The sequence below is a fragment of the Dethiosulfovibrio faecalis genome (assembly GCF_021568795.1).
GTDB classification, from domain to species: domain Bacteria; phylum Synergistota; class Synergistia; order Synergistales; family Dethiosulfovibrionaceae; genus Dethiosulfovibrio; species Dethiosulfovibrio faecalis.
Genome location: NZ_JAKGUE010000010.1, coordinates 50,650 through 74,194 on the forward strand (window position 1 = coordinate 50,650; position 23,545 = coordinate 74,194).

At 54.8% G+C, this 23,545-nt stretch carries 23 protein-coding genes and 1 tRNA gene; all 24 read right to left on the bottom strand.

The window, feature by feature from the left end:
* Positions 1–36: 36 nt before the first annotated feature.
* Complete coding sequence (locus tag L2W58_RS08325; protein ID WP_236102889.1) at positions 37–1,551, bottom strand: DUF1846 domain-containing protein; 1,515 nt, start codon at positions 1,549–1,551, stop codon at positions 37–39.
* Between the two features lie 132 nt (positions 1,552–1,683).
* A complete protein-coding gene (locus L2W58_RS08330) occupies positions 1,684–2,709 on the bottom strand; it encodes an ABC transporter substrate-binding protein (protein WP_236102890.1) in 1,026 nt (341 codons plus the stop codon).
* A gap of 181 nt (positions 2,710–2,890) precedes the next feature.
* The gene (locus L2W58_RS08335; RefSeq protein WP_236102891.1) at positions 2,891–4,165 is read right to left on the bottom strand and encodes a DUF1015 domain-containing protein; all 1,275 of its coding nucleotides are present in this window, start codon (positions 4,163–4,165) and stop codon (positions 2,891–2,893) included.
* Positions 4,166–4,171: 6 nt separating this feature from the next.
* Positions 4,172–5,257 (bottom strand): phosphoserine transaminase, encoded by a 1,086-nt coding sequence (gene serC, locus L2W58_RS08340; RefSeq protein ID WP_236102892.1) that lies wholly within the window; start codon positions 5,255–5,257, stop codon positions 4,172–4,174.
* Between the two features lies 1 nt (position 5,258).
* On the bottom strand, positions 5,259–6,161 hold the full coding sequence (locus tag L2W58_RS08345; protein WP_236102893.1) for an NAD(P)-dependent oxidoreductase: 903 nt from the start codon (positions 6,159–6,161) through the stop codon (positions 5,259–5,261).
* A 150-nt stretch (positions 6,162–6,311) separates the two neighbouring features.
* Positions 6,312–8,069, bottom strand: coding sequence for a putative bifunctional diguanylate cyclase/phosphodiesterase (locus L2W58_RS08350; RefSeq protein WP_236102894.1), 1,758 nt, complete (start codon positions 8,067–8,069; stop codon positions 6,312–6,314).
* Positions 8,041–8,439 carry a response regulator gene (locus tag L2W58_RS08355; protein WP_236102895.1) on the bottom strand — a complete coding sequence of 133 codons (399 nt, stop codon included), beginning with the start codon at positions 8,437–8,439 and terminating at the stop codon, positions 8,041–8,043. The genes L2W58_RS08350 and L2W58_RS08355 overlap by 29 nt, the downstream gene beginning before the upstream one ends.
* The gene (locus tag L2W58_RS08360) at positions 8,436–9,767 is read right to left on the bottom strand and encodes a two-component system sensor histidine kinase NtrB (protein WP_236102896.1); all 1,332 of its coding nucleotides are present in this window, start codon (positions 9,765–9,767) and stop codon (positions 8,436–8,438) included. The genes L2W58_RS08355 and L2W58_RS08360 overlap by 4 nt, the downstream gene beginning before the upstream one ends.
* On the bottom strand, positions 9,751–10,902 hold the full coding sequence (ercA, locus tag L2W58_RS08365; RefSeq protein WP_236102897.1) for an alcohol dehydrogenase-like regulatory protein ErcA: 1,152 nt from the start codon (positions 10,900–10,902) through the stop codon (positions 9,751–9,753). The genes L2W58_RS08360 and ercA overlap by 17 nt, the downstream gene beginning before the upstream one ends.
* A gap of 110 nt (positions 10,903–11,012) precedes the next feature.
* Positions 11,013–11,267, bottom strand: a complete 255-nt coding sequence (locus L2W58_RS08370) for a DUF5320 family protein (protein WP_236102898.1) — start codon at positions 11,265–11,267, stop codon at positions 11,013–11,015.
* Between the two features lie 75 nt (positions 11,268–11,342).
* Positions 11,343–12,737 (bottom strand): proton-conducting transporter transmembrane domain-containing protein, encoded by a 1,395-nt coding sequence (locus L2W58_RS08375; RefSeq protein ID WP_236102899.1) that lies wholly within the window; start codon positions 12,735–12,737, stop codon positions 11,343–11,345.
* Between the two features lie 19 nt (positions 12,738–12,756).
* Positions 12,757–14,070 carry a complex I subunit 5 family protein gene (locus L2W58_RS08380; protein ID WP_236102900.1) on the bottom strand — a complete coding sequence of 438 codons (1,314 nt, stop codon included), beginning with the start codon at positions 14,068–14,070 and terminating at the stop codon, positions 12,757–12,759.
* A 29-nt stretch (positions 14,071–14,099) separates the two neighbouring features.
* Positions 14,100–15,563, bottom strand: a complete 1,464-nt coding sequence (locus tag L2W58_RS08385) for a complex I subunit 5 family protein (protein WP_236102901.1) — start codon at positions 15,561–15,563, stop codon at positions 14,100–14,102.
* Entirely contained in the window at positions 15,560–15,904 is a 345-nt protein-coding gene (locus tag L2W58_RS08390) for a sodium:proton antiporter (RefSeq protein WP_005659177.1), read from the bottom strand. The genes L2W58_RS08385 and L2W58_RS08390 overlap by 4 nt, the downstream gene beginning before the upstream one ends.
* A 4-nt stretch (positions 15,905–15,908) precedes the next feature.
* Complete coding sequence (mbhE, locus tag L2W58_RS08395; RefSeq protein WP_236102902.1) at positions 15,909–16,643, bottom strand: hydrogen gas-evolving membrane-bound hydrogenase subunit E; 735 nt, start codon at positions 16,641–16,643, stop codon at positions 15,909–15,911.
* Entirely contained in the window at positions 16,640–16,906 is a 267-nt protein-coding gene (locus L2W58_RS08400; RefSeq protein ID WP_236102903.1) for a Na(+)/H(+) antiporter subunit B, read from the bottom strand. Before L2W58_RS08400 ends, mbhE begins: the two co-directional genes overlap by 4 nt.
* On the bottom strand, positions 16,903–17,244 hold the full coding sequence (gene mnhG / locus L2W58_RS08405; protein WP_236102904.1) for a monovalent cation/H(+) antiporter subunit G: 342 nt from the start codon (positions 17,242–17,244) through the stop codon (positions 16,903–16,905). Before mnhG ends, L2W58_RS08400 begins: the two co-directional genes overlap by 4 nt.
* The gene (locus L2W58_RS08410) at positions 17,241–17,498 is read right to left on the bottom strand and encodes an MrpF/PhaF family protein (RefSeq protein ID WP_236102905.1); all 258 of its coding nucleotides are present in this window, start codon (positions 17,496–17,498) and stop codon (positions 17,241–17,243) included. Before L2W58_RS08410 ends, mnhG begins: the two co-directional genes overlap by 4 nt.
* A complete protein-coding gene (locus L2W58_RS08415; protein WP_236102906.1) occupies positions 17,495–18,010 on the bottom strand; it encodes a Na+/H+ antiporter subunit E in 516 nt (171 codons plus the stop codon). The genes L2W58_RS08410 and L2W58_RS08415 overlap by 4 nt, the downstream gene beginning before the upstream one ends.
* A 243-nt stretch (positions 18,011–18,253) precedes the next feature.
* A complete protein-coding gene (locus L2W58_RS08420) occupies positions 18,254–19,447 on the bottom strand; it encodes a tRNA nucleotidyltransferase/poly(A) polymerase family protein (protein WP_236102907.1) in 1,194 nt (397 codons plus the stop codon).
* A gap of 96 nt (positions 19,448–19,543) precedes the next feature.
* Positions 19,544–19,684, bottom strand: coding sequence for a hypothetical protein (locus tag L2W58_RS08425; RefSeq protein ID WP_236102908.1), 141 nt, complete (start codon positions 19,682–19,684; stop codon positions 19,544–19,546).
* A 138-nt stretch (positions 19,685–19,822) separates the two neighbouring features.
* Positions 19,823–19,898, bottom strand: a tRNA-Asn gene (locus tag L2W58_RS08430).
* An 83-nt stretch (positions 19,899–19,981) separates the two neighbouring features.
* Positions 19,982–21,739, bottom strand: coding sequence for a PEP/pyruvate-binding domain-containing protein (locus L2W58_RS08435; RefSeq protein WP_236102909.1), 1,758 nt, complete (start codon positions 21,737–21,739; stop codon positions 19,982–19,984).
* Between the two features lie 22 nt (positions 21,740–21,761).
* Positions 21,762–23,468, bottom strand: coding sequence for a PEP/pyruvate-binding domain-containing protein (locus L2W58_RS08440; protein WP_236102910.1), 1,707 nt, complete (start codon positions 23,466–23,468; stop codon positions 21,762–21,764).
* Between the last annotated feature and the right edge of the window lie 77 nt (positions 23,469–23,545).

The window sequence follows — 23,545 nt, forward strand, 5'->3', positions numbered from 1 at the left end:
ATAAACGAGGCGTGGTTCCTCGGAACCACGCCTCGTTTATCTATCGAAAAGACAGCGAGAGGCAAAACAGGGATCGCTGGTGAGGTTCACCCCCAATTTACGGAAAGCGACCTCGTCTCCTGGCAAGGGAATATGGGAGAGGTGAACCTCGCAATTCTCCAATTCCCTGAGTTTCTCCACCGCCTCGGCCGCGACAGGATTGGTGGCCGCACAGATGCTGAGGGCGATCATCGTCTCCTCCAGATCCAGCCCCAACATCTTGTCACCCAGAATATCCTTCTTGAGGTGCCCCAGAGAACCTATGACGTTTATAGAGAGAAGGTCGATCCCGTCGGGAATGCCGGCCAGTATCTTCACCGCGTTTATCACTAGGCTGGACGCGGCGTGAAACAGATGGGAGTTCTTTCCAGTCACGATCGTGCCGTCCGAGAGCTCCATGGCCGCACCGGAAAACACCCCGTCGGCTCCCTTCCCCTTGGCCTTTGCGTCCCGAGCTGCATTCCTGGCGGGGACCACCACCGAACGATCCTCCGGCTTCACCCCTAGTTCCTCCATCAGGATGGAGACCTTCTGCACTGCCGCCTTTTCAACGGCCCCGGACTGGTAGTCGCAGGAGTAATGAAAATATCGGCGTATTACCTCCTGGGTCGCCGCCGCTCGAACCGCATCGTCGTCGTCTATGCCGAAGAAAATCTGGTTGACCCCCATGTCGGTAGGAGAACGATAGCGGGAGCGTTCTCCGGTTATCTTCTCCAGTATATGCCTGAGAAGGGGGAAGGCGTCGAGATCTCTGTTGTAGTTTACCGTCCTCTCGTCGTATTCCTCCAGATGAAAATGATCGATCAGGTTCACGTCTCCAATGTCGGCAGTAGCGGCCTCGTAGGCCACGTTGACGGGATGCTTCAAAGGCATATTCCAGACGGGAAAGGTCTCGAACTTGGCGTAACCAGCCCTGACACCCCTTCCGTGCTCGTGATACAACTGGGAAAGGCAGGTAGCCAGCTTTCCGCTTCCCGGCCCGGGAGCGGTGACCACCACAACCGGCTTCTCCGTCTCGATATAGGGGTTGGCCCCGTACCCCTCGGGGCTCACTATGGTATCCACGTCGGTAGGATATCCCTTTGTGGACCTATGGACGTACACCTTGACCCCTCTGTGTTCAAGCTTATTTCTGAACATGACTGCCGCAGGCTGATCGTCGAAACGGGTTATCACGACGGCGCCTATCGATATATCCCTCTCGGTGAGGTCGTCTATTATCTTGAGAACGTCCATGTCGTAGGTGATGCCGAAATCGGCCCTCATCTTCTTTCTCTCGATATCCCCGGCGTATATACATATCACGACCTCGAGCTTATCTCTGAACCTCTCAAGGAGCTTCATCTTCACGTTCGGTTCAAAACCGGGCAGAACCCTGGCGGCGTGATAGTCGAACATGAGTTTCCCCCCGAACTCTATGTAAAGCTTGTTGTCGAACTCCTCCATTCGACGTAGGATCGCGTCCGTCTGCCGCCTGAGATATTTCTCCGAGTCGAATCCGTACCTGACCATAAAGAGCCCCCCAAGGTCCTTAAAATAGCGCCTAGCTCCTACGCTTTTCGTCTATCGTTACGACACAACCAACGAAAGAGGACAGACGAAAACGCCTGTCCCCTTTATATTTCCCCATCCCTCAGTATATATCTAGAGTTTCTCCTTTTTCAAGGCCGCCTCCACTTTTTCTATCCTGGAATCGTTGGCGATGGGGAACCAGTTCTTCCACTGATCGGGGTAGTTTTTCAAGAACCAGATAGCCCCTTTTTCTATGGAGGTGTCGTTTTCCTCCACATAGGCCAAAGCCGCGTTTGTCTGACCTAGAGTAGACTCGTAATTGGCAAGTATAGTGACTGCCTGAGGGCATTTCTCGATCAAAGCTGTGCTGACCCCTATGTGTACCTTAGAGGGGGGGAAAGCACAATCGTAGGTCTTCTCGTCCCATTTTACATGCTCGTAGGCAGGCTCCTCCAACATGGTCATATCCAACATCCCCATGAGAGGAGTGGGCTCCCAGTAGTAGGCGAAAACCGGCTCGCCCTTCTCGTAGGCCGAGAATATGGCGGTAGCCAGAGCGGCGGAGGAACCGGCACTGAAGTTCTCGTAGTATTCGTCAAGTCCATAGGCCTCCAGCTTGACCGTGTTCACCGTATAGGTAACCCATCCGGTCGGACCGTTGTAGAAACGTCCCTTGCCCTTTTCTCCTCCAGCCTTAGGAGCAAAAAGATCCTTGTATTTCTTCAGGTCCTCGACGGTCTTAAGTTCAGGGGCCATCGGCTCTATCCCTCTCTCGGGATCCCCTTCGACGACATAGGTAGGCACATACCATCCCTGAACGGCGTCGGGATAGGTGGTCCCGAGGTCGAGAACCTTGCCTTCGTTCAACAACTTCTCCCAAGATTCCTTTATGTTGTCGGACCAGATCTCGGTGGTAGCGTCGATGTCGCCTCTGGACATGCCCATCAGAATAGGCATGGTCTCGGCGAACTCGTACTCGACCTTCACACCAAGAGCGTGTTCCAGGACGAAACCAACGATCCTGTTATGAAGCTGAACGCTGTCCCAGCTGAAATCCCCCATCTTGATGGTGGGGGCCTTTGCCGCCATGGCGGGAAGGGACATGAAACACATAAGGGCCACTAGAAAACCTATCACGTAACGATTACGATATGGCATTGCATACCTCCTTTGGGGCTATGGCCGCCTAGACGACCTTCGTAAATACCGATTGAAAAACATTAAGGGAAAAGGGAATTGATTATAGAGATGATAAGTAAACTCTGTTTATTGTACCATCGAGACGGTGAGAGGTCAAAAAGAGGCGTCCCGTCAGGACAACGGGGCGCCTCTTCTCAAGTCAATCCAGGGTAAGTCTCCTGGTCTCCAGGTAATACCTTTTTTCCGGGGCTTCCCCTATGGAAAACGTTTTTCTGGGATAGGGTCCAACGTTGCGAATTCTGTCGAAGAAGCTCTTCTTGTCCACGTCGGGCAACAGTATCCCGAGGTTGCCATCCACTTTTGAAAGCTGGGACACCACGTCCTCACCGTGAATGTAGTCTAGAGCGACGTCATCACGACCTTCAAGATAGTCGTCCAAAAAAGCCTGGACGTGCTCCACCGTCAACTCCGGGCCAGCCTTGACGAAAGAGAGATTTCCCTCGGTCGTTCCGTAGGAGATCCCTATCCTGTGATCGTCTCCATCTCTTCCGGTAAAAGGAGCACCAGCCTGAAATCTTCCGTCCAAGGCTTTAGCCATCTCCTCCACGAAGCGCTCCGGGTTCAGGCCGAAGAGGACTCTGTGGATCGGATGAAACGGCAGCCCTTCGTCGTGGACGTTCTCCACCTCCACGAGAGCCCAACGGGACGGGTGGTCCATAGGGGCTCCAGCGGCCTTGTTTTCCTCCCAGATGCCTTTTGCAGCAGCCAGAGAGTGGTTTCCGTCTCCGACGGCGAAAAGCAATCCCTTCGATACGAGTCCTTCCAACGCCTCGGCTATTGAGTTTTCCATCTCGCTAGGCACCCTCCAGCCGGAGATGTGCCCGCCGTTTTGGATCAGCTCAAAATCGTAAACCTTCTCCATGTCGTCCCGACGACTATACAGGGTTTCTATCAACGTCCCCTTCGGGTCGTCCACCAACAGAAGGATGTGAGGCATGTCCATGACAGCACCTCTCCTGATGTCCATTCTGGGAGGGATCCTCTCCAAGACGGTGCCCTCGGTCGGGCGAATCATGGCCTCCGCTCCTTTGTCGAAGCTGTAGTTCTCCAGATCGACCGCCATGATCAGGCCCTTTCGGGACGAGACATAGGGAGTGGATCGATCGACCAGGATGAAGCTCTCGCCCGCTTTGGCCAGAACTCCTCTGTCCAGATAGCCCTTCATAGTATCGTTTATGGCGGAGATTCGGTCCTCGATCCTTCCCTCCTCGAGATAGGCCTCCGGCAGAATCATCCTGAGAGCCGAGGGAGAGTCACCTACCAGTTTCTCCGTCTGTCTCCAATAGTCCGGCTCGGAGGTGAACTGGTCGCAGGCCACCACGGACCAGGTCTCGAGGGATACGCCGTCGCCGGGAAGATATACCTTCGGAACGGCGACGCCCAGGGCAGACAGTCTGTCTCTGGCATCGGCCATAGTAACTTACCTCTTCTCCTTCATGAAGGCCTTCATGAACTCGGCCAGTTCCCCGGCGCCCTCGACGGTCATGGAGTTGTAAAGCGAGGCCCTGCAGCCTCCGACGCTTCTGTGTCCCTTGAGCCCCATCATACCCTTCGACGTGGCCTCGGCGACAAATGCCTTCTCCAGATCCTCCGAGGAAAGACGGAACACGACGTTCATCTCGGAGCGGTATCTCTGGTCCACAGGGCAACGGTAAAATCCGTCGCTGCCGTCTATTACGTCGTACACGAGGGCAGCCTTGTCTCGATTGTGCTTGGCCATGGCCTCTATGCCGCCCATGCGCTTCATCCTTTCCAGGACCAGCTTCATAGCCCAGATGGAAAAGACCGGCGGGGTGTTATAAAGGGAGTCCTTGCCGGCGTGGATCCTGTAATCCAAATAGACAGGAAGGCCGTCGGCGCAACGCTCCAGCAGGTCATCTCTTACAATCACGACGGTAACACCGGCGGGGCCGAGGTTCTTCTGGGCTCCGGCGTATATCAGACCGAACTTCTCCACCGGAACGGGATGGCTCATTATATCGCTGGACATATCGCAAAACAGGGGAACGTCTCCCGTATCGGGCCAATCCTTCCACTGGACCCCTCCTATCGTCTCGTTGGAGGTGATGTAGACATAGGACGATCCGTCCGACGGCTTGATATCTCCGGCATCGGGCAAAGAGACATATCCCTCGGATTTGCCGTCAAAGAGGACGTTTACCGAACCGATCTTCTTGGCGTCGTCGTAGGCCTTTTTCGACCATGAACCGGATACGACGAAATCGCAATGGCCATCTTTAGGAAGGAAGTTCATCGGTATCATCCCGAACTGAAGTGTAGCCCCGCCTCCCAGAAGAAGAACCTTGTAGTTCTCCGGAACTTCGAAAAGCTCCCTTATAAGCGAGATGGCTCCCATGTGGACCTCGTCGTAGGTGGTGCTTCTGTGGCTGGTCTCTATGAGAGAGAGGCCCGAGTCGCCGTACTCCACCATGTTCTTCTGTATCTCCTCGAACACCTCCAGAGGAAGTACCGACGGTCCGGCGTAGAAGTTCAGTTTTCTGGTCATATTACAGGACTCCTTTCTCCAGGTTCTCCTGGATTATGCTCTCAACCTCATCGCCGATGCGAAGAAGGTTTTCCGAGGTGCTGGCTCCTATGTGGGGGGCCATGAGAACCCTGGGCGCCTTCAATAAGGGATAGTCCTCGGCGGGAGGATCGCTGGGCCACACGTCGGTGCAGTAGGCTCCCAGCTTGCCGCTCTCAAGGGCGGCAGCGACGGCGGCAGCGTCCACGCACAGGCCCCGTCCGGTGTTCACCAAAATCGCACCGTCCTTCATGGCTTCGATGACATCCGAGTTTATCAAACCTCTGGTATCGTCGGTCAAAGGCAGATGGAGGGATATGTAGTCCCCTTTCGAAACCGCCTCCTTGACATCCGATAGGATCTTGACATCCAGGCCAGATAGTACTTTTTTGGAAGAATCGAAGGGATAGTAAGCGAAGACCTCCATGCCAAAGGCAGCAGCTCTTTTGCCTACCTCCATGGCTATGTTGCCCAAACCGAAAAGGGTGAGCTTCTTGCCGTAAAGTTCGGTTCTCTTGAGCTTCTTCTTCTCCCAGGCGCCGGAAGACATGGATTCGTGGGCCTCGACGAGACGGTTGGGAACCGCCAGCATCATGGCGAAGGCCAGTTCCGCCACAGCGACGGACGATGCCTTGGGAGTGTTTCTCACCGAGATGCCTTTGGAGGCGGCGAACTCCTTGTCTATGTTGTCGGTGCCGACCCCACCCCTTATTATCAGCTTTAGGTTGGAGGCCTTCTCGATATAGTCCCTGGTACATTTGGTCTTGCTCCTAACCAAGACGACATCTGCCTCGGGAAGCCTGCCTGTATCGTCGGTGACCTCGCCAAAACGAGACAGACGATCGGGAAGGGATGGATCGAACGCGTCGGAAATAAGTATCAACATAGCTATCACTCCTCGTGCCAGGATAAAAAGAAAGATTTGGTAATTCTACAAAAGAAAGGAGCCTTTTTGCAAGTGGAAATTTCCACATCGCAAAAAAGACTCCTGTCGAATTTATCGTCTATTGCCCTACTTTATCGATTTGAGAGGCCCTTACGATCTAATAGGCCCGCCCGAAAGCAGGATATCGAATCGATCATGGGGAATCGGAGGGCTGAAAAGATATCCCTGTAAAACATCGCATCCGATAGCCCCGAGGATCCTCATCTGCTCTGCCGTCTCGACCCCCTCGGCTACCACCTCCTTGCCCAGAGAGTGGGCCAGGGTAACCACAGCCTCGGCTATAGCCAGATCTCCCTTGTCATCGGGGATACCGGAGACGAAAGACCTGTCGATCTTCAGACGGCGGACGGGAAAACTCTTCAGGTAGGCCATAGAGGAATAGCCTGTACCGAAGTCGTCTATGGATATGCCGATCCCCCTTCTGACCAGATTATTCATGACCTCCACCGCCCGATCCTCTGACTTGACGAACACGTTTTCTGTAAGCTCCATATCCAACGAGCCACAGGGGAAACCGGTCTCCTGAAGGATCTGCTCCACCTTGCTGACAAGTGCGGGGTCACTGAATTGGCGAGCAGACAGGTTGACCGACAGGCGCAGTTTTGGAAATAGCTCCAGCCAATTCAAGGACTGAGAACAGGCTCTTCGTAAAACCCACTCTCCAAGGGGAATGATTATCCCCAGCTGCTCCGCCACAGGGATAAACTCGTCTGGCATGACGAACCTTCCAAGTCGACTGGATCGCCAACGAAGAAGGGCCTCCATTCCGTTGATATCCCCTGTCCTGGCGTTCACGGTAGGCTGATAATAGACCTCGAACTCGTCCAGATCGATGGCCTCTCTGATGTGAGCCCCTACATGGAAATAGCTCTGAGCCTCCTGGGATAGAGACTGGGAGAAAAGACGGAACGACCCCTTGCCGGAGATCTTGGCGGCCTGAAGGGCGACGCCTGCGTTGGTGAGGAGATCGTCATCATCGTCTCCGTCGTCCGGGAATATCACGACCCCGCAGCTCATGGAGAGATCGACCCTCTGCCCTCCCATAGAAATCGGCTCGGAGAGAATCTTACCCAGATCCTCCGCCGTCTTGAAAACCGCCGAACGATCCACTATACCGGGGAGGATCAAGGCGAATTCATCGCCCCCTATTCTGGCAACGGTTCCTCCATCGTTCTCGAAATCCTTCAGCCTGTTCCCAACGGCAACGAGGACCTCGTTTCCTACGGAGTGTCCCAAGGAACCGTTTATATAGCTGAAATCGTCGAGATCGCACAGAAACAGTCCCAGCATAGTACCATTATGACGGGTCATCGACACGGCCATATCGAGCCTGTCCAGAAAAAGGACCCTGTTGGGCAAGCCGGTCAGACCGTCCATCTGTCTTTCAAGACGAAGGGAATCGGAGATGCTGCGCAATTCGTCGTTCTGCGAGTTGACCAGTTTCTCCAGCCTTAGGCGATACTCGCGGTTCTCCCTTTTAAGAGAGGCCTTGGCCAAAGCCTGATCCACAGCGTGACGGAGCATCTCCACGTCCGTTACAGGTTTCATCAGATAATCCCATGTTCCCAGTCGGATAGCCTTCGCCACGTCGGCCACGTCTCCATCGCCGGAGACCATTATCACAGGAAGGTCGGGAAAACGGGGAACCACTCGCTCCAAAACGTCCAATCCGGAGATCCCCGGCATCATTATGTCGAGCAACATAAGATCGGGGACATCGGTCTCCAAGGCTTCCAAAGCATCCTCCCCCGAGGAATGTCTCACCACTACGTGACCGAAATCCTCTAGGCACAGAGCCAGACTCTCCCTCACGGAGACATTATCGTCCACTACCATGATCGACGCCATGATTTGACACCTCCTGGGAAAGGGCCTGTATCTCGTCCAACAATACGGTCAGGTCGACTAGAGGTTTCCTGAACACCGGGACATCCTCCAGCTCGACATATCGGGAGCCGGGGTCGAAATCGGGAGAACCGGTATAAATCACGCAGGGAAGATCCGGGTAAAGCTCCCTCATGTGAAGAATCAGCCGATCCCCCGACATGGCGGGAAGCCTAAGGTCGACCACGGCCACGTCCACCCGGTTAGATCTAATCCATTCGTACGCACCTTCCCCGGAGTTGAAGGAGAAAACCTCATAGCCGCAATCCTCCAAGAAAGCCACTAAAGTAGCGCAAACGCTCAGATCGTCGTCCACCACCATAACACGAGTCAAACTCGCTCATCCCCTCCTGCAGGAAGATCCACCATAAATCTACACCCTCCACCGTCGAGCCTCTCCAAGGACATCGCTCCATCGTGGTTCTCAACCACTATGAAATAAGACACCGATAGCCCCAGGCCGGTTCCCTCCCCGACTTTTTTTGTGGTGAAAAAGGGCTCAAACACCCTTCTGGCAACCTCGTCGGAAACGCCCGGCCCGTTGTCCTGAACCACGAGCCTTACGTAGTCCCCTTTGTCGAGGACAGAGAGATAGAGTTTCGGTCTCTCCACATGGGCCTCCCACATCGCCTGAGAGGCGTTTTTCATCAGGTTCAGCAGAACCTGTTGAATCTGCCCGGGCTCGCATCTGACCTCGGGAAGATCGTCGTCGTATTCTTTAAAGATCTCGATCCCCCTGAAATCGAATTTTTTCTTCAGGTCATAGTCGTTTTTAGCCAATTCCAGGGTTCGATCCATCAGAGACGGAAGATCGCAGGGAAGATGGTCCTTCCCTTTTCTGGCGAAACTGAGCATCTCCTTGACTATCCCTGCGGCCCTTTCGCTGGATTCCTGTATGGCATCCAACATATCCGGTATCTTTCTGGAGTCCAGATAGCGCCGCAGTCCCTCCATGTCGATGCCCGATTCGGCAGCGGCTTTTTCGTTCGCCGGCATGGAGGATAGCAACCTGTTTCTTAAGACGGCGGCGCTCTGAAGTATCCCGGCCAGAGGGTTGTTTATCTCGTGTGCCATACCGGCTGCCAGCCCCCCGACCGAAAGCATCTTCTCCGATTGTATCATCATCTCTTCCAGACGAACCTGCTCCGTGACGTCGTCGATTCGAATAACCGCACCCTGTAATCCGTTGGCTATAAGGGGATAGACCGTTATGTCCTCTAAACGCCCCTCTCCCTCGGAAGAGGACGAAACCTTCTTCATAAATCTAGGCTCCCTGTCCGACAAGGACTGCCTTATGCTGTCCAATTGAGTCTCCAACTCGGGAAAGACCGATACCAGAGATCGGCCTAAAGCGTTCGGCTCCTCCACTCCGGTCAGTATTTCCGCCCCTCTGTTCCACTGGGTCACGTTGAAGTCGGGGTCGACCGCCACCAAAACCGAGGGCATAGAGTCTATGACGTTCTCCAGATAAGCACGAAGTCGCCTCAGCTCGTCCTCCGCGAGACGACGCTCCTCTATCTCCCTCTCCAGCTCTCTGACCTTTCTCTGCAGCTCGGGATAATAGCTCTTTCTGCCGGACACGCCTCCCAAACCCACGATCTTCAACCGAAGGTCGGCGTCCTCCCGTCCGTTTTCTCCTCGGCCCTCAAAGCGCTCTGACATACAGTTCCTCCAGATCCTCTCTCTCTAGCCTGACCGGGTTGGTCACCATACAGGGGTCGTCGAAGGCATATGAAGCCAACAGGGGAATCTGATCCTCCGTCACGCCTCTGGCCCTTAGACCACCGGATATCCCGGAGGATTCCCTAAGGTCGTTAATGGCCCTAACCAATCTAACCCGGACCTCGTCGTCGGAGAGACCGTCCACCGGAATCGATATCCTCCGGGCCAACTCTCTATACCTGGAGGGAGCGCCGTGGAAATTACGGTCCACCACGGTGGACAGCAACAAGGCGTTGCACTCTCCGTGGGGCAGGTCCAGATAACCGCCCAATGCGTGAGCCATGGCGTGAACCGCTCCCAAGCTGGCGTTGGAGAAGGCCAGACCTGCTTCCAGACTGGCCATCATTATCTCCCGTCGATCCGAGTCCTCCTCCAGCGCCTTGAACAGATTCTGAGATATGAGTTCGACGGCGGAAAGAGCGTAGAGATCGGATATAGCCGAACTGCCGGTCGACACATAAGCCTCGAAAGCATGAGTCAATGCGTCCAAGGTGGTACAGGCAGTGAGATAACAGTCCATGGTTGAAAGGGTGTGATAGTCCACCAGAGCCATGTCGGGAACGATAGCCTTGCTTATTATCGCTACCTTTACCCCTCTGTTCTCGTCGTTTACTATCGCAAACTGAGAGACATCGGCGGAACTGCCTCCGGTGGTTGGGATACAGATCAGAGGAGGCATGGGCACGGCTACCTTGTCTATCCCCTTAAAATCGAGGATATGTCCGCCGTTGGACACCACTATCCCGATACCCTTTGCGCTGTCCATGGGACTTCCACCGCCTACCGCGACCAAACCGTCGCACTCACCTTCGATGTATGAGTCCACGCCTTTCATGATCTGAGTCGATCTCGGATTGGAGTTTATGTCGGAAAAAATCCGCCACTCGACGCCCTCCCTATCGAGGGATTCCCAGGCTCTTCGAACCCAATCAGTGGACAGTACCCCCTGATCGGTCACCAACAGGACCCTGTTCAAACCGAGGTTGGCGGCACATGATCCGACCAGATCCACCGCCCCCGGACCGAATACCACCTCCGGCATAACGAACCTTCTGAGCTCGTCGAAACGTTCCATATATCCCCCCCCCTTTATAGTACTGTACCCTATTTTCCATCTATTTGAAAAGGGGGCGACGAGCGGATAATCCGCCCGTCGCCCCCTCTTGCGACACAGATCTATTCAGGTTACTCTTCGCCTTTTTCCTCGATTAGCCGGTCTATCTTCTCCTCCAAAAGAGCGATTCTGCGAGACATATCGCCCTCCTGGTTCCCGACGACTCCGGGATCGATAAAACCGAAACAACGCCCGAAGCCTCTCCCGAAACCACGTCCTCGGCCAAAACCCGCACCGCGACCTGCGACTCCGGAGACGCAACCTCCCAGACCCCTTCCGGTTCCGGGACCTCCTCCGAGAGGACCAGTGGCATCTCTACCAGGCATATCGACACCTCCTAAAAATGATTTTCATTATCATCTTAGTAGTCTTATCTCTCCCTGTCAAGTCCCACCGAGAGACTAGAAGGACAAAAGCCAAAGTATCGATAGACCGGAGAGAATCGCGGCGGCCAGATAGAACCTAAGCCTTCCGCAATGGAGTTTTCTCATAAAAGAAAGAGAGTCTAAACACAGAGAACTTAAACGTGGAAGAAAGTCCTCTACATCGGGGAAATGTCCGTCTCCAGGGGAAAATACCCCGGGGAAAGTGGCGAAGATGGCAGAACCTACGATTATCGGACATGACGCCGACAGCGCTTTTTCCAACGTCCACAACGAGGGGCTGTCTGCCGGAAAAAACGGGAGCCAACGATGGAAGAAGCCTACTCCCAAAGTGGCGACCGCCATCGCGACCATGACCTTGAACCTTCTCGAACTCGGTTTCCCCACCAAAGGAGCCCGAGACACCCCGGAACGGGCGGTACGAAGGTAACCGTATATGCCGAACTTACAGAAGGACAGGACTGTCCCAACCCCGGCTATCTGTAGAGACCACATTACCGCAGGATAGTCGCCCAAGGAAAGCTTTATAAGGGATTTAGACACATATCCGCTGGTCCCGGGAAATCCGGCTATGGAAGTAGCCCCCACCAGGAACAGAGCGAATAAAAGCGGAACCTCCCTCGCAGCCGTCCCGAGGTAGCGGAGATCTCTGGTCCCGTAGGAGTCCTCCAGTCCTCCGGCAGTGAGGAAGAGCAACCCCTTGAAAAGGCAATGGGACACCAGATGGGCCATGGCGGCGGCTCGGCCCAGAGCCGTACCGCTGCCGATGGCGGCCACTATAAAACCCAACTGACTCATGGTGTGATAGGCCAAAAGCCTCTTTCCGTCGTGCTGCATGAGGGCCTGAAAGACCCCATAGAGGGCCATGACGGCACCGATACATAAAAGAGAAACCGAAGGCCCCTCTGCAGCTCGGAGAAGACCGTAGATCCCCATCTTGACCACGTAGCCGGAAAGGACGGCGCTGACCTCGGCGGAGGCTCTACCGTGGGCGATCGGAAGCCAAAAATGAAGTATCGGGAGGGCGGCCTTGAAACCGAGCGCCAACACGAACAGAGGAAACAGGCCGCTGGGGACCGGTCCCATCGGAAGTATCGGCCCTCCTGCCGAACCTATTGCCACAGCCAGCAACAACAGAGCCCCGCCGATAAGCTGTGAATATAGATATATCCAGGCGGCCGGTCTGTCCTTCTTCCCGATCATGGCGGCCAGGGCAAATGACGAAAGCTCCATGAAAAAGATAAAGACCAACCAATCGGAGGCAACCGCTGAGAGGCAGGCAAAGAGACAGAAACACCAAGGGGCCCACCTCTGAGCTGGGGTCTTCCAGTTACCGTAGGCATAGGAACAGCCGGTCATGAACAAAGCCAGGACTATCATTACGGACGAAAGGGGATCGACACTAAACGACATATACACCAGCTCCCCGTCCTCAGATTCCCATAGCTACCATCAAAAAGACGGCCACGACCGCGAGATAGAAAAGATACCTCGTCAGGTTGCCCGAATGGGCCTCTAAGATGCGATTAGCTATCGTCATAGAAAGACTTCTCAAAAGAGGAAGAAGGTCGTCTACGTCCAGGGGACTATATGCCGGGACGAAAGGCCGGGGAACAAGGCAGAATAACACGACGGCGATCACAAGGGACTTTAACGGATAAAGGGAGAGCTCCGCCGATCCGAAGGGGGGGAACACACCTACTGCCAAGATGGCGACGCAGAACAGGGAGAGAGCACCGACGACGCCTTTTTCCGGAGAAACGGACGGAGGTGTTGGAAAATTCCTCTTGAAGGGGCGGAGAAAAGCATAGTACCCCAGTTTACACAAAGACAGGACCGTTCCCAATCCGGCGAGGAAAAGGCACGCCTCTACGAAAGGGGACCCTTCCACCCCAGCCTTGACCATGGATTTCCCCCATCCCCCGGCGGTCAAAGGAGCCCCCGCCAGGGAAAGGGCTCCTACCGCGAAAAACGGGAAAAGCCAAGGAAGATCCTTCATGCCCCGCCCAAGCTCCGCCAGATCCCTGGTGCCGTATCTTTTCTCTATCTCCCCTACAGATAGAAAGAGAAGTCCCTTGCTCAGGGCATGACCTAAAACGAGAGCCACGCAGCCGCATCTTCCCAGATCGGTTCCGGCCGCCAGAGACGACACCATAAACCCCAGTTGTCCCATGGTGCTGTATGCCAACAGCCTCTTGGCATCCCTCTGAATTACTCCCTGAAGGGCTCCATAAAGGGCCATAAAGACCCCGGCGAAAAGCAACCAGGGAGACGGCCCCAGAGACATGCGAACCATGCCGTATATTCCCATCTTGACGGCATAACCTGACAGCAGGACGCTAGCCTCGACAGGAGCCTTGCTGTGGGTTCTCGGAAGCCAGAAATGAAGCAGGGGCAAAGCCGCCTTGATTCCCAGGGCCACATAGAACAGAGGCACCAGAGAAGACGGAACCGGGCCTATCGACAGTAACCCACCGTCTGAAGGGTTTCCCATGGCGGAAGCCATGAGAAGCAAGCCCCCTCCGAGAAGCTGAGAGTACAGATAGAAACGAGCGGTAGGACGGTCTTTTTTCCCCACCATAAAGGCCAATACTATAGAGGACAGCTCTACCCACACGGTAAAGGAAAACCACGAGGAGGCCAAAGCGGCTAGGCAGGCGAAAAGACAGAACAGACACGGCATAGGAGACCTCCGCCTGACGTACAGGTCTATGCAGAGGGTCATGAAAACCGCGAGAGCGATCATAAGACACGAAAGCCTGTCGGGAAAGGGGATCACGGCGACACCACATTTCGATAAAGGTCGCCGCTCATTCCGTAAATCCCTATATCGCCGAGGAAATCCCTGAACCAGGGGATAAGAGGGATTACGGCCAGGGCAAGGCAGAGGATCGACAGGAACAATACAGCTCTGAAGGTAACGGGATGAGGCCTTCTGTGGGCGGGGGGCTCGTCGGAAAAGGAGAAAAAGGCCCTGGCTATCCTGAGATAATAGGCGGCTGAGACGACAGTGCCTCCTACCAAAGCCACGGAAGGAACTATGTATCCCGCCTCCGAGATCGCCCTCAGCAGGTACCACTTGCTGAAAAAGCCGCTGAAAGGAGGAATTCCCGCCAGGGAAGCTGCGAGAAAACAGAAGAGCAGCACGAACAGAGGCCTATGGAAGAAAAGCCCTCTCATCTCGGTTATTTTTCTGGTTCCTCTATCCTCCACTAAAACTCCAGCCACCAGGAAAAGCCCCATCTTCGAGGCCATATGGACGAAGCTGTGAAGGATCGCAGCACTCATCCCCAGTGCCGAACCACACCCGATGCCTACCAATATGGTACCTACCTGGGCGACGGTAGAATAGGCCAATAGACGTTTGACGTCCTCCTGTTGGAAGGCCATCAGATGCCCCAAAATAACCGACAGAGTTCCGAACGCCATCATGACAGGCATAATACCTATGCCGGCATCCATAAACAGCAGATAGGACAGCCGGATCATCCCGTAGAGAGACACCTTCACCAGCACCCCGGAGAGAAGCGCGCTCACCGAGGTCTGAGCGGACGAATGGGCATCGGGAAGCCAGAAATGGGTCGGCACAGTTCCACTCTTCACGAACAGCCCCGTAAAGATACATCCCGCTATGACGGTCAAGGTAGCCGACGGCACAGAAAGAAGTAGCAAGGATAGGGCCGCCATATTCAGTTGCCCCGTAGCCATGAACGAGTAGGCTATGCCCAAAAGCAAAAAAAGAGCTCCCACCGTTCCGAGAATAAGATATTTCAGACTGGCCTCCACCGCTCGCCAGAATCTGGGAGGGTAGGAGACCATAAGGTAGGCGGCGACGGAGAATATCTCGAAGAAGACGAAGAGATTGAAGAGATCCCCTGTCAGCAGGATGCCATTTACCGACGCCCAGGAGAGGAAGAAGATCACGTAGAAACGCCAGGGGGAGAGACCAAAATGCTCGGTAGAGACCGCCAGAGAGAGAGGGAAACCGATGGCGCCCAAGGTCAGAAAAGCCCCGGAGATCCGATCCACCACCAGGGATATCCCGAGCTCTGGCCCCCATCCTCCCAACGTGATGGACAGCCCGCTCCAGCCCGACATGGCCACGAACAAAGACACCAGGGATGAAACCGCCCCTATGGAGACGGTAAAGGCCGGAACCGCCTTTTTCCTGAAGATGGAAAGCAAAGGGAGCAGAAAACCGGCACAAAGAGGCGCCAGAATGGCCCATACCGGGCTCATCCTCTCAATCCCCTTATCTTGTCTATGTCCACGGTCCCGTAGTGCCTGTGGATCTTTATGATAAAGGCCAGGGCCAAGGCGACGTCGCTAGCCCCTATAACGATGGCGGTCAAGGTGAAGGAATGAGGAAGAGGATTGACAGAACCTCCGGGCCCCAGAGGCAGAAGAGGAGCGCCCCCGCCGGGGACGAACCCCGAGGTCACCATAAACAGCAAAACGCCCCCCTCCATCAGAGAGAGACCAACCACCGTCTTGAAAAGGTTTTTCTTGGTGACGATAGTGTAGACCCCGATACAGAATACGGCTATAGCCGATCCATATCCCAAAAACATCATTTCCATCCCATCACACCTCCGGAGGAGGCCCCTCCACCGGGTCCTCCAGTATCTTGACCATGCTGTAGAAAAGGGTGGAAAGCCCGGCACCTACCTTCATGGCTATGGCCAAGTTCAAAAGAGGAATAGCTCCGGCGCTCGCAAGGCTTCCAAGGGAACCGGCGGGAAAACCGGCTCCGATATTGGAGAGAAAGCCGGCTCCCTGGGCCAGACCGAACAGCCCTACCAGGGTGAAGAGGAGGGCCCCCGACGACTCCAGGGTTTCCTTGGTCTTAGGGCTTATCCTGGAGGCCTCGAAGGAGGATCCGTAGACTATGCAGAACAGAATGGTGACCGTGGCAAAGACGGCACCGCCCTGAAATCCGCCTCCCGGTGTAAGATGGCCCATGATAACTATGGAAAAAGCGTAAAGCATCAGGAACGGGACGACCAGTCCCAACCCCCTCTTGACTATAAAGGACAGCCCCCAGCCGGAACGGCGAAAACGACTTCGGGAAAACATCAAAGCGACTCCGCACACCGTGGTGTATATCACCGTGGCCTCTCCCAAGGTATCGAATCCCCTGTAATCGAAGAGAATGGCGGAAACGATGTTCGACGCCCCGGTTTCACTCGCGGTGTTCGCCACGTAATGAGCGGCTGGGCCGTCCAATTCGCAACAGGAAAAAAAGAGTCCCCTCCAAAGCCACCATCCCAGGCAAATACACAGAGCCGCGGCGGGCAGTCGTGACCGAAGGAGTCTCATTTCAGATCGTCCTTCCTATCGAACTCCCGCCCCTTCTCGGTCTGGCTGTATGCGACCAAAAAAAGGGACGTCACGAGACCGGAGTTTATTATCGCCTGGGTCAAAGCAACGTCGGGAGCCCTGAAAAGGGCGAACAGTATGGCCAGCAAGACTCCGAAGACGGAAAGGGCTATGACCGAGCTCAGTATGTCCTCCGCCTCGGCCGCCACTATGGCGGTGAAGATCAAAAACGCACAGATAAAACCTACCAGATAGACGGTCATGTTCGATCCTCCATGGCCTCTCCGTACTCGTCCAACACCGTTCCGTAAGGGGCTATTCCGTGACGATAGCAGGCCCGAGAGATGGCATGGGACGCCAGTGGGTTGGTCGCCAGAAAAAAGAGGGCAATCAAAACGGACTTGACCGTGCCCTGCCAGGAAGGAGCTCTAACGGCCACCCCTATCAATATCAGCATAGCCCCTCCGGACAGAGCCTTAGTGCCGGCGTGAACCCTGGTGTATACGTCGGGAAAGCGGATCAACCCGACCACCGAGGCGAAGGCGAAAAACAGCCCCAGAGCCATCAGGAAGGAGGACAAAAGGCCGATGAAGACGCTCATAGATGTAGCTCCCCATGCTCGAAATATTTCGCCATAACCAGGACGTCCACGAAGGACAACACGGCGAAAGCCAGAGCCACGTCCAGAAAGACCATATCGTCGAATAGCAGATAGAGGACCGCCAGAAAGGTGGTCAATATAGTGGAGACCGTGTCCGCTGCGACTATTCGGTCCGGAACGGTAGGCCCCATGACGACCCTAGAAAACCCTGCTAAACCGGCGAAAAGCAACCCCCAAAGGACGATATAGATCATGAGAACAACCTCCCTATTCTGGCCTCAAGATCGGATATGTCGGACCTTACCGCCTCCGTCCCGAGCCCTCTGAGATCCAACACATGGACGAACAGGTCGTGCCTAGACATATCGGCATCCAACGTGAGGGTACCGGGAGTAAGGGTTATCAGATTGGCAAGAAAGACCAGGGAGGACTTATCCGGCACGTCGGAGTTCACCCTTATTATCCCGGAATGAAGATCTACCTTAGGGGCAAGGGCTAGGAGGGATACTTCCCAGGTAGCTTTCAGAAGATCCCACAGAAAACATGGAACAAAGCAGAGAAAAGCCATAAGTCGAGCGAAGCCGATACGGGGACTTTCGAGGCGTCCACCTTCGTGACGAGGAGAAAAGGTCCGCCATACCAGACGAAACACAGCCGTGCTTACCGCTATACCCACCGCGAGGAAACCAAAATCCAGACGACCGGTCAACGATATCCAAAGGACCATCAGAGAACACCAGAGGGCTCCAGCCTTGAAGAACGACACGGCAAACCACCTCCCCTTTCGGGATAAGTCTAACAAAGACCGAGCGCCATAAAAAGCCTCTCTGTACAAAACTCCAACCTGTTTCGTACGAACCGTCTCGGAGGGCACGTCCTTGTGCCCCCTCGGCTTGGAGCGACGTCCTATCGCCCCAATTCGTACTACACGACGGCAGATTCGGAAATACGGGCTCGAATGGGTTTCGTCGGCACGACCTTTCCGGCGATTTGAGCTTTCAGATGTATCCTAAAAAAACACGTTTGACTCTCTGAACTGGGACCACCCTTTCAGAACTGCCTCCCAGGCGTCTTCCTCGGAAGAACAATTCCCCGATGCCAGCGACCTGTAGAGCTCCACCATACATCGTTTGACCTGAGGTCCCTCTCCGACCAGATCTACGATGCTTGAGCCATCCGGAACGATTTTCCTCTCAAAGGACCGGGCAACGTGATCGATGGCTTCGTCGAGCCTTGAACGCCCGTCTCTCCATCTTCCTACGTCGGCACCGCATCCCTGCGCCCAGGCAGAGGAAAGCTCGAACAACTTCAAGACAACGTCGTCGCCGTAATCGAGAATCATCTCACCCATGTCTCTCAAAGACGAATCGGGGTCGACGGAACGAAAACGGGCCAATCTCTCCGCCTCCCTGCGGATCGATCTGGCTACACCCCAGGAGATCCATCTCTTCGAGGAAGGGTCCCGATCATCCCGGGAGAGCCCCGCCAAGACCGCCAGAGACATCTCCAGAGGTAGGACCTTACCTCTGGACTCGGCCAGCACGGAGAAAACCGACAAAGCCAGACCGTGATCCAGAGAAGGGATCAAAAGCCGTACAAGTCCGACATCCATCATGGTCGAGAGATACGTAACAGGACGAACCAGACCGGCGACCATCTCCTTACCCACCCTTGGACGAGAGAGGGCCTCTAACCTCTCCGGCCTGGTGGCGACGAAATTCCTGATCGCCTTCAATGAATCCACAGAGGGGGTCATACCCAGAGAGGAAGCTAAACGACACATCCTCAAAGCCCTTATTGGGTCCTCCTCCAGACGTTCGGACGAATCTCCGACGAAACGGAGGACCTGAGACTTGAGATCCTCCATGCCGTCGAAGGGATCCACCAGGGTTCCCTCCTCCGTCAATGCCATGGCGTTGACTGTAAAATCCCTGACCGAAAGATCGTTTTCTATAGAGCCCCCTCGAAGAGGGCAGACCTCCATAACGAATTCGTCACAGGACGTAATGCAGACCTGCATCCCCTCGGGTCCTACCACCGTCCCGCCGCATAGAGCGGCGATCTCCTCCATGGGGAGATCAACCACCAGATCCAGATCGCCTGGGGCCAGGCCTAAGGCGGCATCCCTTACCGCTCCACCGACGAGCCAGACCGACAGACCCCTTCCCCCGAAGGGACCGAAAAAACGGGAGCTATCTTCCATGACAGCACCTCCCCTCATAGACAATGTTAGTTTAAACGACACAAAAAAAACAGGACCCGACCGTTAAGTCGAGCCCTGTGTTATCCTCGGGGACTTCTACCGCCTGAGCGGTCTGGTCCCCTCGGGCGTCTTGATGAGTATAGCCCATGGGATTTCGTTACCTCTGGCCTCAACGAACTTGCCCTCGGGCATACGCCAGTAAGGTACACCTGAAATGGAAACGAGTTTGGCGTCCATCGCGACATCCCTCCCTTTCTTCTTGGATTTTTCCCTTTTCCATACCGGTCCGTCGAGGGGGAGGAGACGAACCGCAAAGGGGACAGGAGCAAAAAAAAAAGCCACTCCAACTTAGAACAAGGAGTGACTTGGATAATCTGGCTCCCCGGGCAGGACTCGAACCTGCGACCTAGTGGTTAACAGCCACCCGCTCTGCCAGCTGAGCTACCGAGGAATAGAATATTTCCGTGCTTCCTGAACAGAGGGATTATACCATATACAAGCCAGAAAGCAACAGCAAGATCAAAATCCTCAGGATCATTCGGTGACCACCATCCCTATATTCCTCTCGCCGCTGGTGAACACGGAGAAAGGCCCTCTGTAGATCCTGATGGCTTTATGAGGTCCAACCTCGTAGGGAGTTTCGTCGAACCATTCCTGACGGAAGAGGTTGTTCTGATACCCCTCGAAAACGGGCATATAGAGAACCCCGTCCACCTCCAGATCGGAGAAAAAATGGGTGCCGTAGGAGAGTTCCGGCATATAGCCCATCTTGGGGATCCCGACCTCCACCATACAACAACAGTTGGACAGCTCGTTGTACTGCACCGGAACACCCAAAAGGGGATTGCTCGATCCTATCCTTCCGGGGGCCACGAAGATGAACCTCTCTCCCTTGAGCCTGTCGTTAACAGCTCCCACCGCCCTGGCTATATCGTTAAAATCTCTGGCAGCCCCATACACAGCATGATCCACGTAGACCAGGCTGGGGATGTGTCTGAAAGAACCGTTGGTGACCATCCGGTCCGCCTTGAGGATTATACGTTCCCTGTCAATTGATTCCAGCGCCTCGGAGGAAACTCCGCTTCCGGCCCAAAGAGGCCTGGCCTGTATCAGCTCCAGATGTTCCTCTCTAGGCTCGTAGGCAAACTCTATGTCCGCCGGGACCCCCATGGCCTCCTCCAACACAGACAAAGTTCTTCTCATCCTCTCGAAGAACTTCCTGTGTCTCTTGGGAAAGTCCTCGAAGGTGAAGCATACTCGACTGACGCTTCTGTCCCCCGAAGGGCTCGCGTTGGGAGAGGTGAAATAACCTCCTCCCTCGTCTCCCCTGTACAGCTGTGCATACTGGCACATCTCCTCCCTGTACCAAGGAAAAACGTCGTCCCACACGTCGTTTACGTTCAGGGTAGCCAACGTATCGGGTCTCTCTCTGGAGGCTCCTTCGAAAAGCCTTCGGGATATGGCCTGGAATCTCTCCTGAGAATGCCTGAGAATGGTGTAGGAATCCTGTCCCTCCGGTCTAAGAAACGGGTTGGTGAGAGAGCAGGTCCTGGCGTATTCCCTCTTGGTACTCATGGTCCCGAGGCCGAAGACGAAGCGGACGACACCGTCCTCCATTGCGACCCGGCTCGTCCATCTACGGTAATTTCTGGAGAAGCCGACACCGCCTATGGTCGGGTAATAGAGGTCTCCCCTCCATCTGCCGGAAACTCGCATCACTATTATCCCCATGGAGTCGTCGCCGATTCCGTGTCTGGACCTGTAGGCCAGTGCCTTGGGGAAGTATATCCTAGAATATACCCTTCGGATCTCCCTACAAACCGCCCTGGTCCTGTCGTCCAGGATCCCAAAGTTTCCCAGAAAATCGCTCAGATATTTTCCGGCGAATGAATACTTTAGAGAGTCCTCCTGTATGCTGCTGCTCCTCACGACCACGGGATCGGTCATGTCGGACAGAAAAACCCTCACCTTCTCTACGACCACCTCCGACAGAGGGTGTTTTAAAAACGCGCCCTCGATACGATCCGGCGTTCCGTTGGATATGAGCTCGTCCCTTTCGGGCAGGGATTCTATGAAATCATCGAAGACATCGCTTCCGAGAAAAAGGGCTCTCGGCATAGTCACCGACATGAGATCGGGTTCTCCAGTGTTCCTGAGGGCCCTTATTCCGTACAACAAAGACCTACCCTTTCCACCGATGGACCGATCTCCGATAATCATCGATCTAAACTCGTCATCGTGCTTGGGATCCCAGGAAAAATAACGCTCTACGCGACTCTCTCTCTCCGTCATCCTACTATCCCCCTTGATAAAATCAGGACATATCGAAGACTACGCCAACCTCGTCCTCTCCGTCCAGATAGACGTCGAAGACTCCCTCGTATACTCGAACGGCAGGGTGGCCCCCCGATTCGAAGGGCCTTCCCTCAAACCAACCGCGGCTGAAAAGATTCTCGTGCTCTCCCTCTATTACCGGCAGATAAAGCACCTCGTCGACGTCCAGATCCAGAAAAAAATGGGTCCCATAGGACAGCTCCGGTATCATACCCCTTTTCGGAATGCCTACCTCGACCATACAGCCGCAGTTCGATATCTCGCTGTAGTCGACCGGAACTCCCAAGGTAGGGTTGGTGCTTCCCCACCGGCCGGGTCCGACCAGGATATATCTCTCTCCTTCCAGTTCCCGGTTCACCACCCCTACCGCCCTGGCGACCTCGGCGAAATCGCCGGACTCTCCGTAAAGGTCGGGATCCACGTATACCAGGCGACGGATTCCCTTCTTGACGTGGTTGGTGACCATCCTGTTGCCTTTGAGCACTATCCTCTCCTCCGGAACGTCGTCGGGGATATCCACATGACCGAACTCCATGTAAGAGGCCAAAGGTCTCAGCTGCACCAAAGTCAACAGATCTTCCTCCGACTCGTAGACCGCCTCGACGTCTACAGGAAAGCCCATCGCCCCCTCGAAAAAGGCCAACATCCTCCTGGTCCTGTCGAAAAAACCGTGACATCTTCGGGGCAGATCGGTAAAGGAGAAACAGGGCATAGGCATCCTGAGGTTGGAGCGATCGGTACGAAGCCAATAAAGCATGCCGTCGTCGTACCACTCCACAAAGGCCGGCGCCATCTTGTGATATCTCTCTATCTGCGAAAGTCCATCGATCAAAGAGCTGGTCATGAAAAGCCCTTGATTCATATCGACGTAATCGAAGTCCTTCTGGGCATAAAGATAGATCTGTTCGGCGTTGCCTCCCTCGGGCCTAAGCTGCGGATTTGTCAGATAGAAGGTCCTCGCGAAGGAACGACCCACCGTATGGGTTCCCATGCCGAAGCAGAGCCTTATGACCCCGTCGTTCTTATCTATCCTCGGAGAGGGTCTACGAAAAACGCAGGAAAAAGCCGTGATGGCCATCTCGGGGTAAAACAGATCTCCCCTTCTCTTTCCCTGTAGGGGCTGGATCAGGACGGCCATCTTCTCCTGCCCTAGAGGGATCTTGTGCTTTCTCTGGTACTCACGGGCCGCCGGATTGTAGGTGGACGCGAAGACCGATTTGATCGCTCTCTCCAGCTCCGCCAATCGGCTGATCCTATCTCCCAGGTTGGCCACGAACCTAGTGGCGTACTTGCCAGCGAAGGACAGTTCTATATCGTCCTCCAGCAGGGAGGACGATCGCACAGCCAGAGGACCGGTCAAAGTATCGAGAGCCCTGTCCAGCTCCCTTGAGATGGAAGGAGGCAGAGGAGATTCCAGTATCTTCCTCTCCAGATCGTCGTAGGAAATCTCGTCAACCAGAGGAAAAACCCCGTTGATCTCCTCGAATTCCTCGAAAACATGGGTCCCGACGGCCAGGGTAATCTCGGGCAGCCTGATCTCGCATCCCAGGCCGTCCTCCGACAACGATTCATGGGCAAAGGCCAGTCCCTTTCCCTTCCCGCCTACGCTTCCTCCTCCTATGATCCATCCTCTTTCTCTGTAATAGGGCGAAGGATCGTAGACACGATAGACCTCCCTGTGGTCCATGGCGTCACCTCCTCTATAAAACTTTAGCAGAAAAGAAAGGCTAAAAAAAGACGACCGTCCAATCCGGAACGATCGTC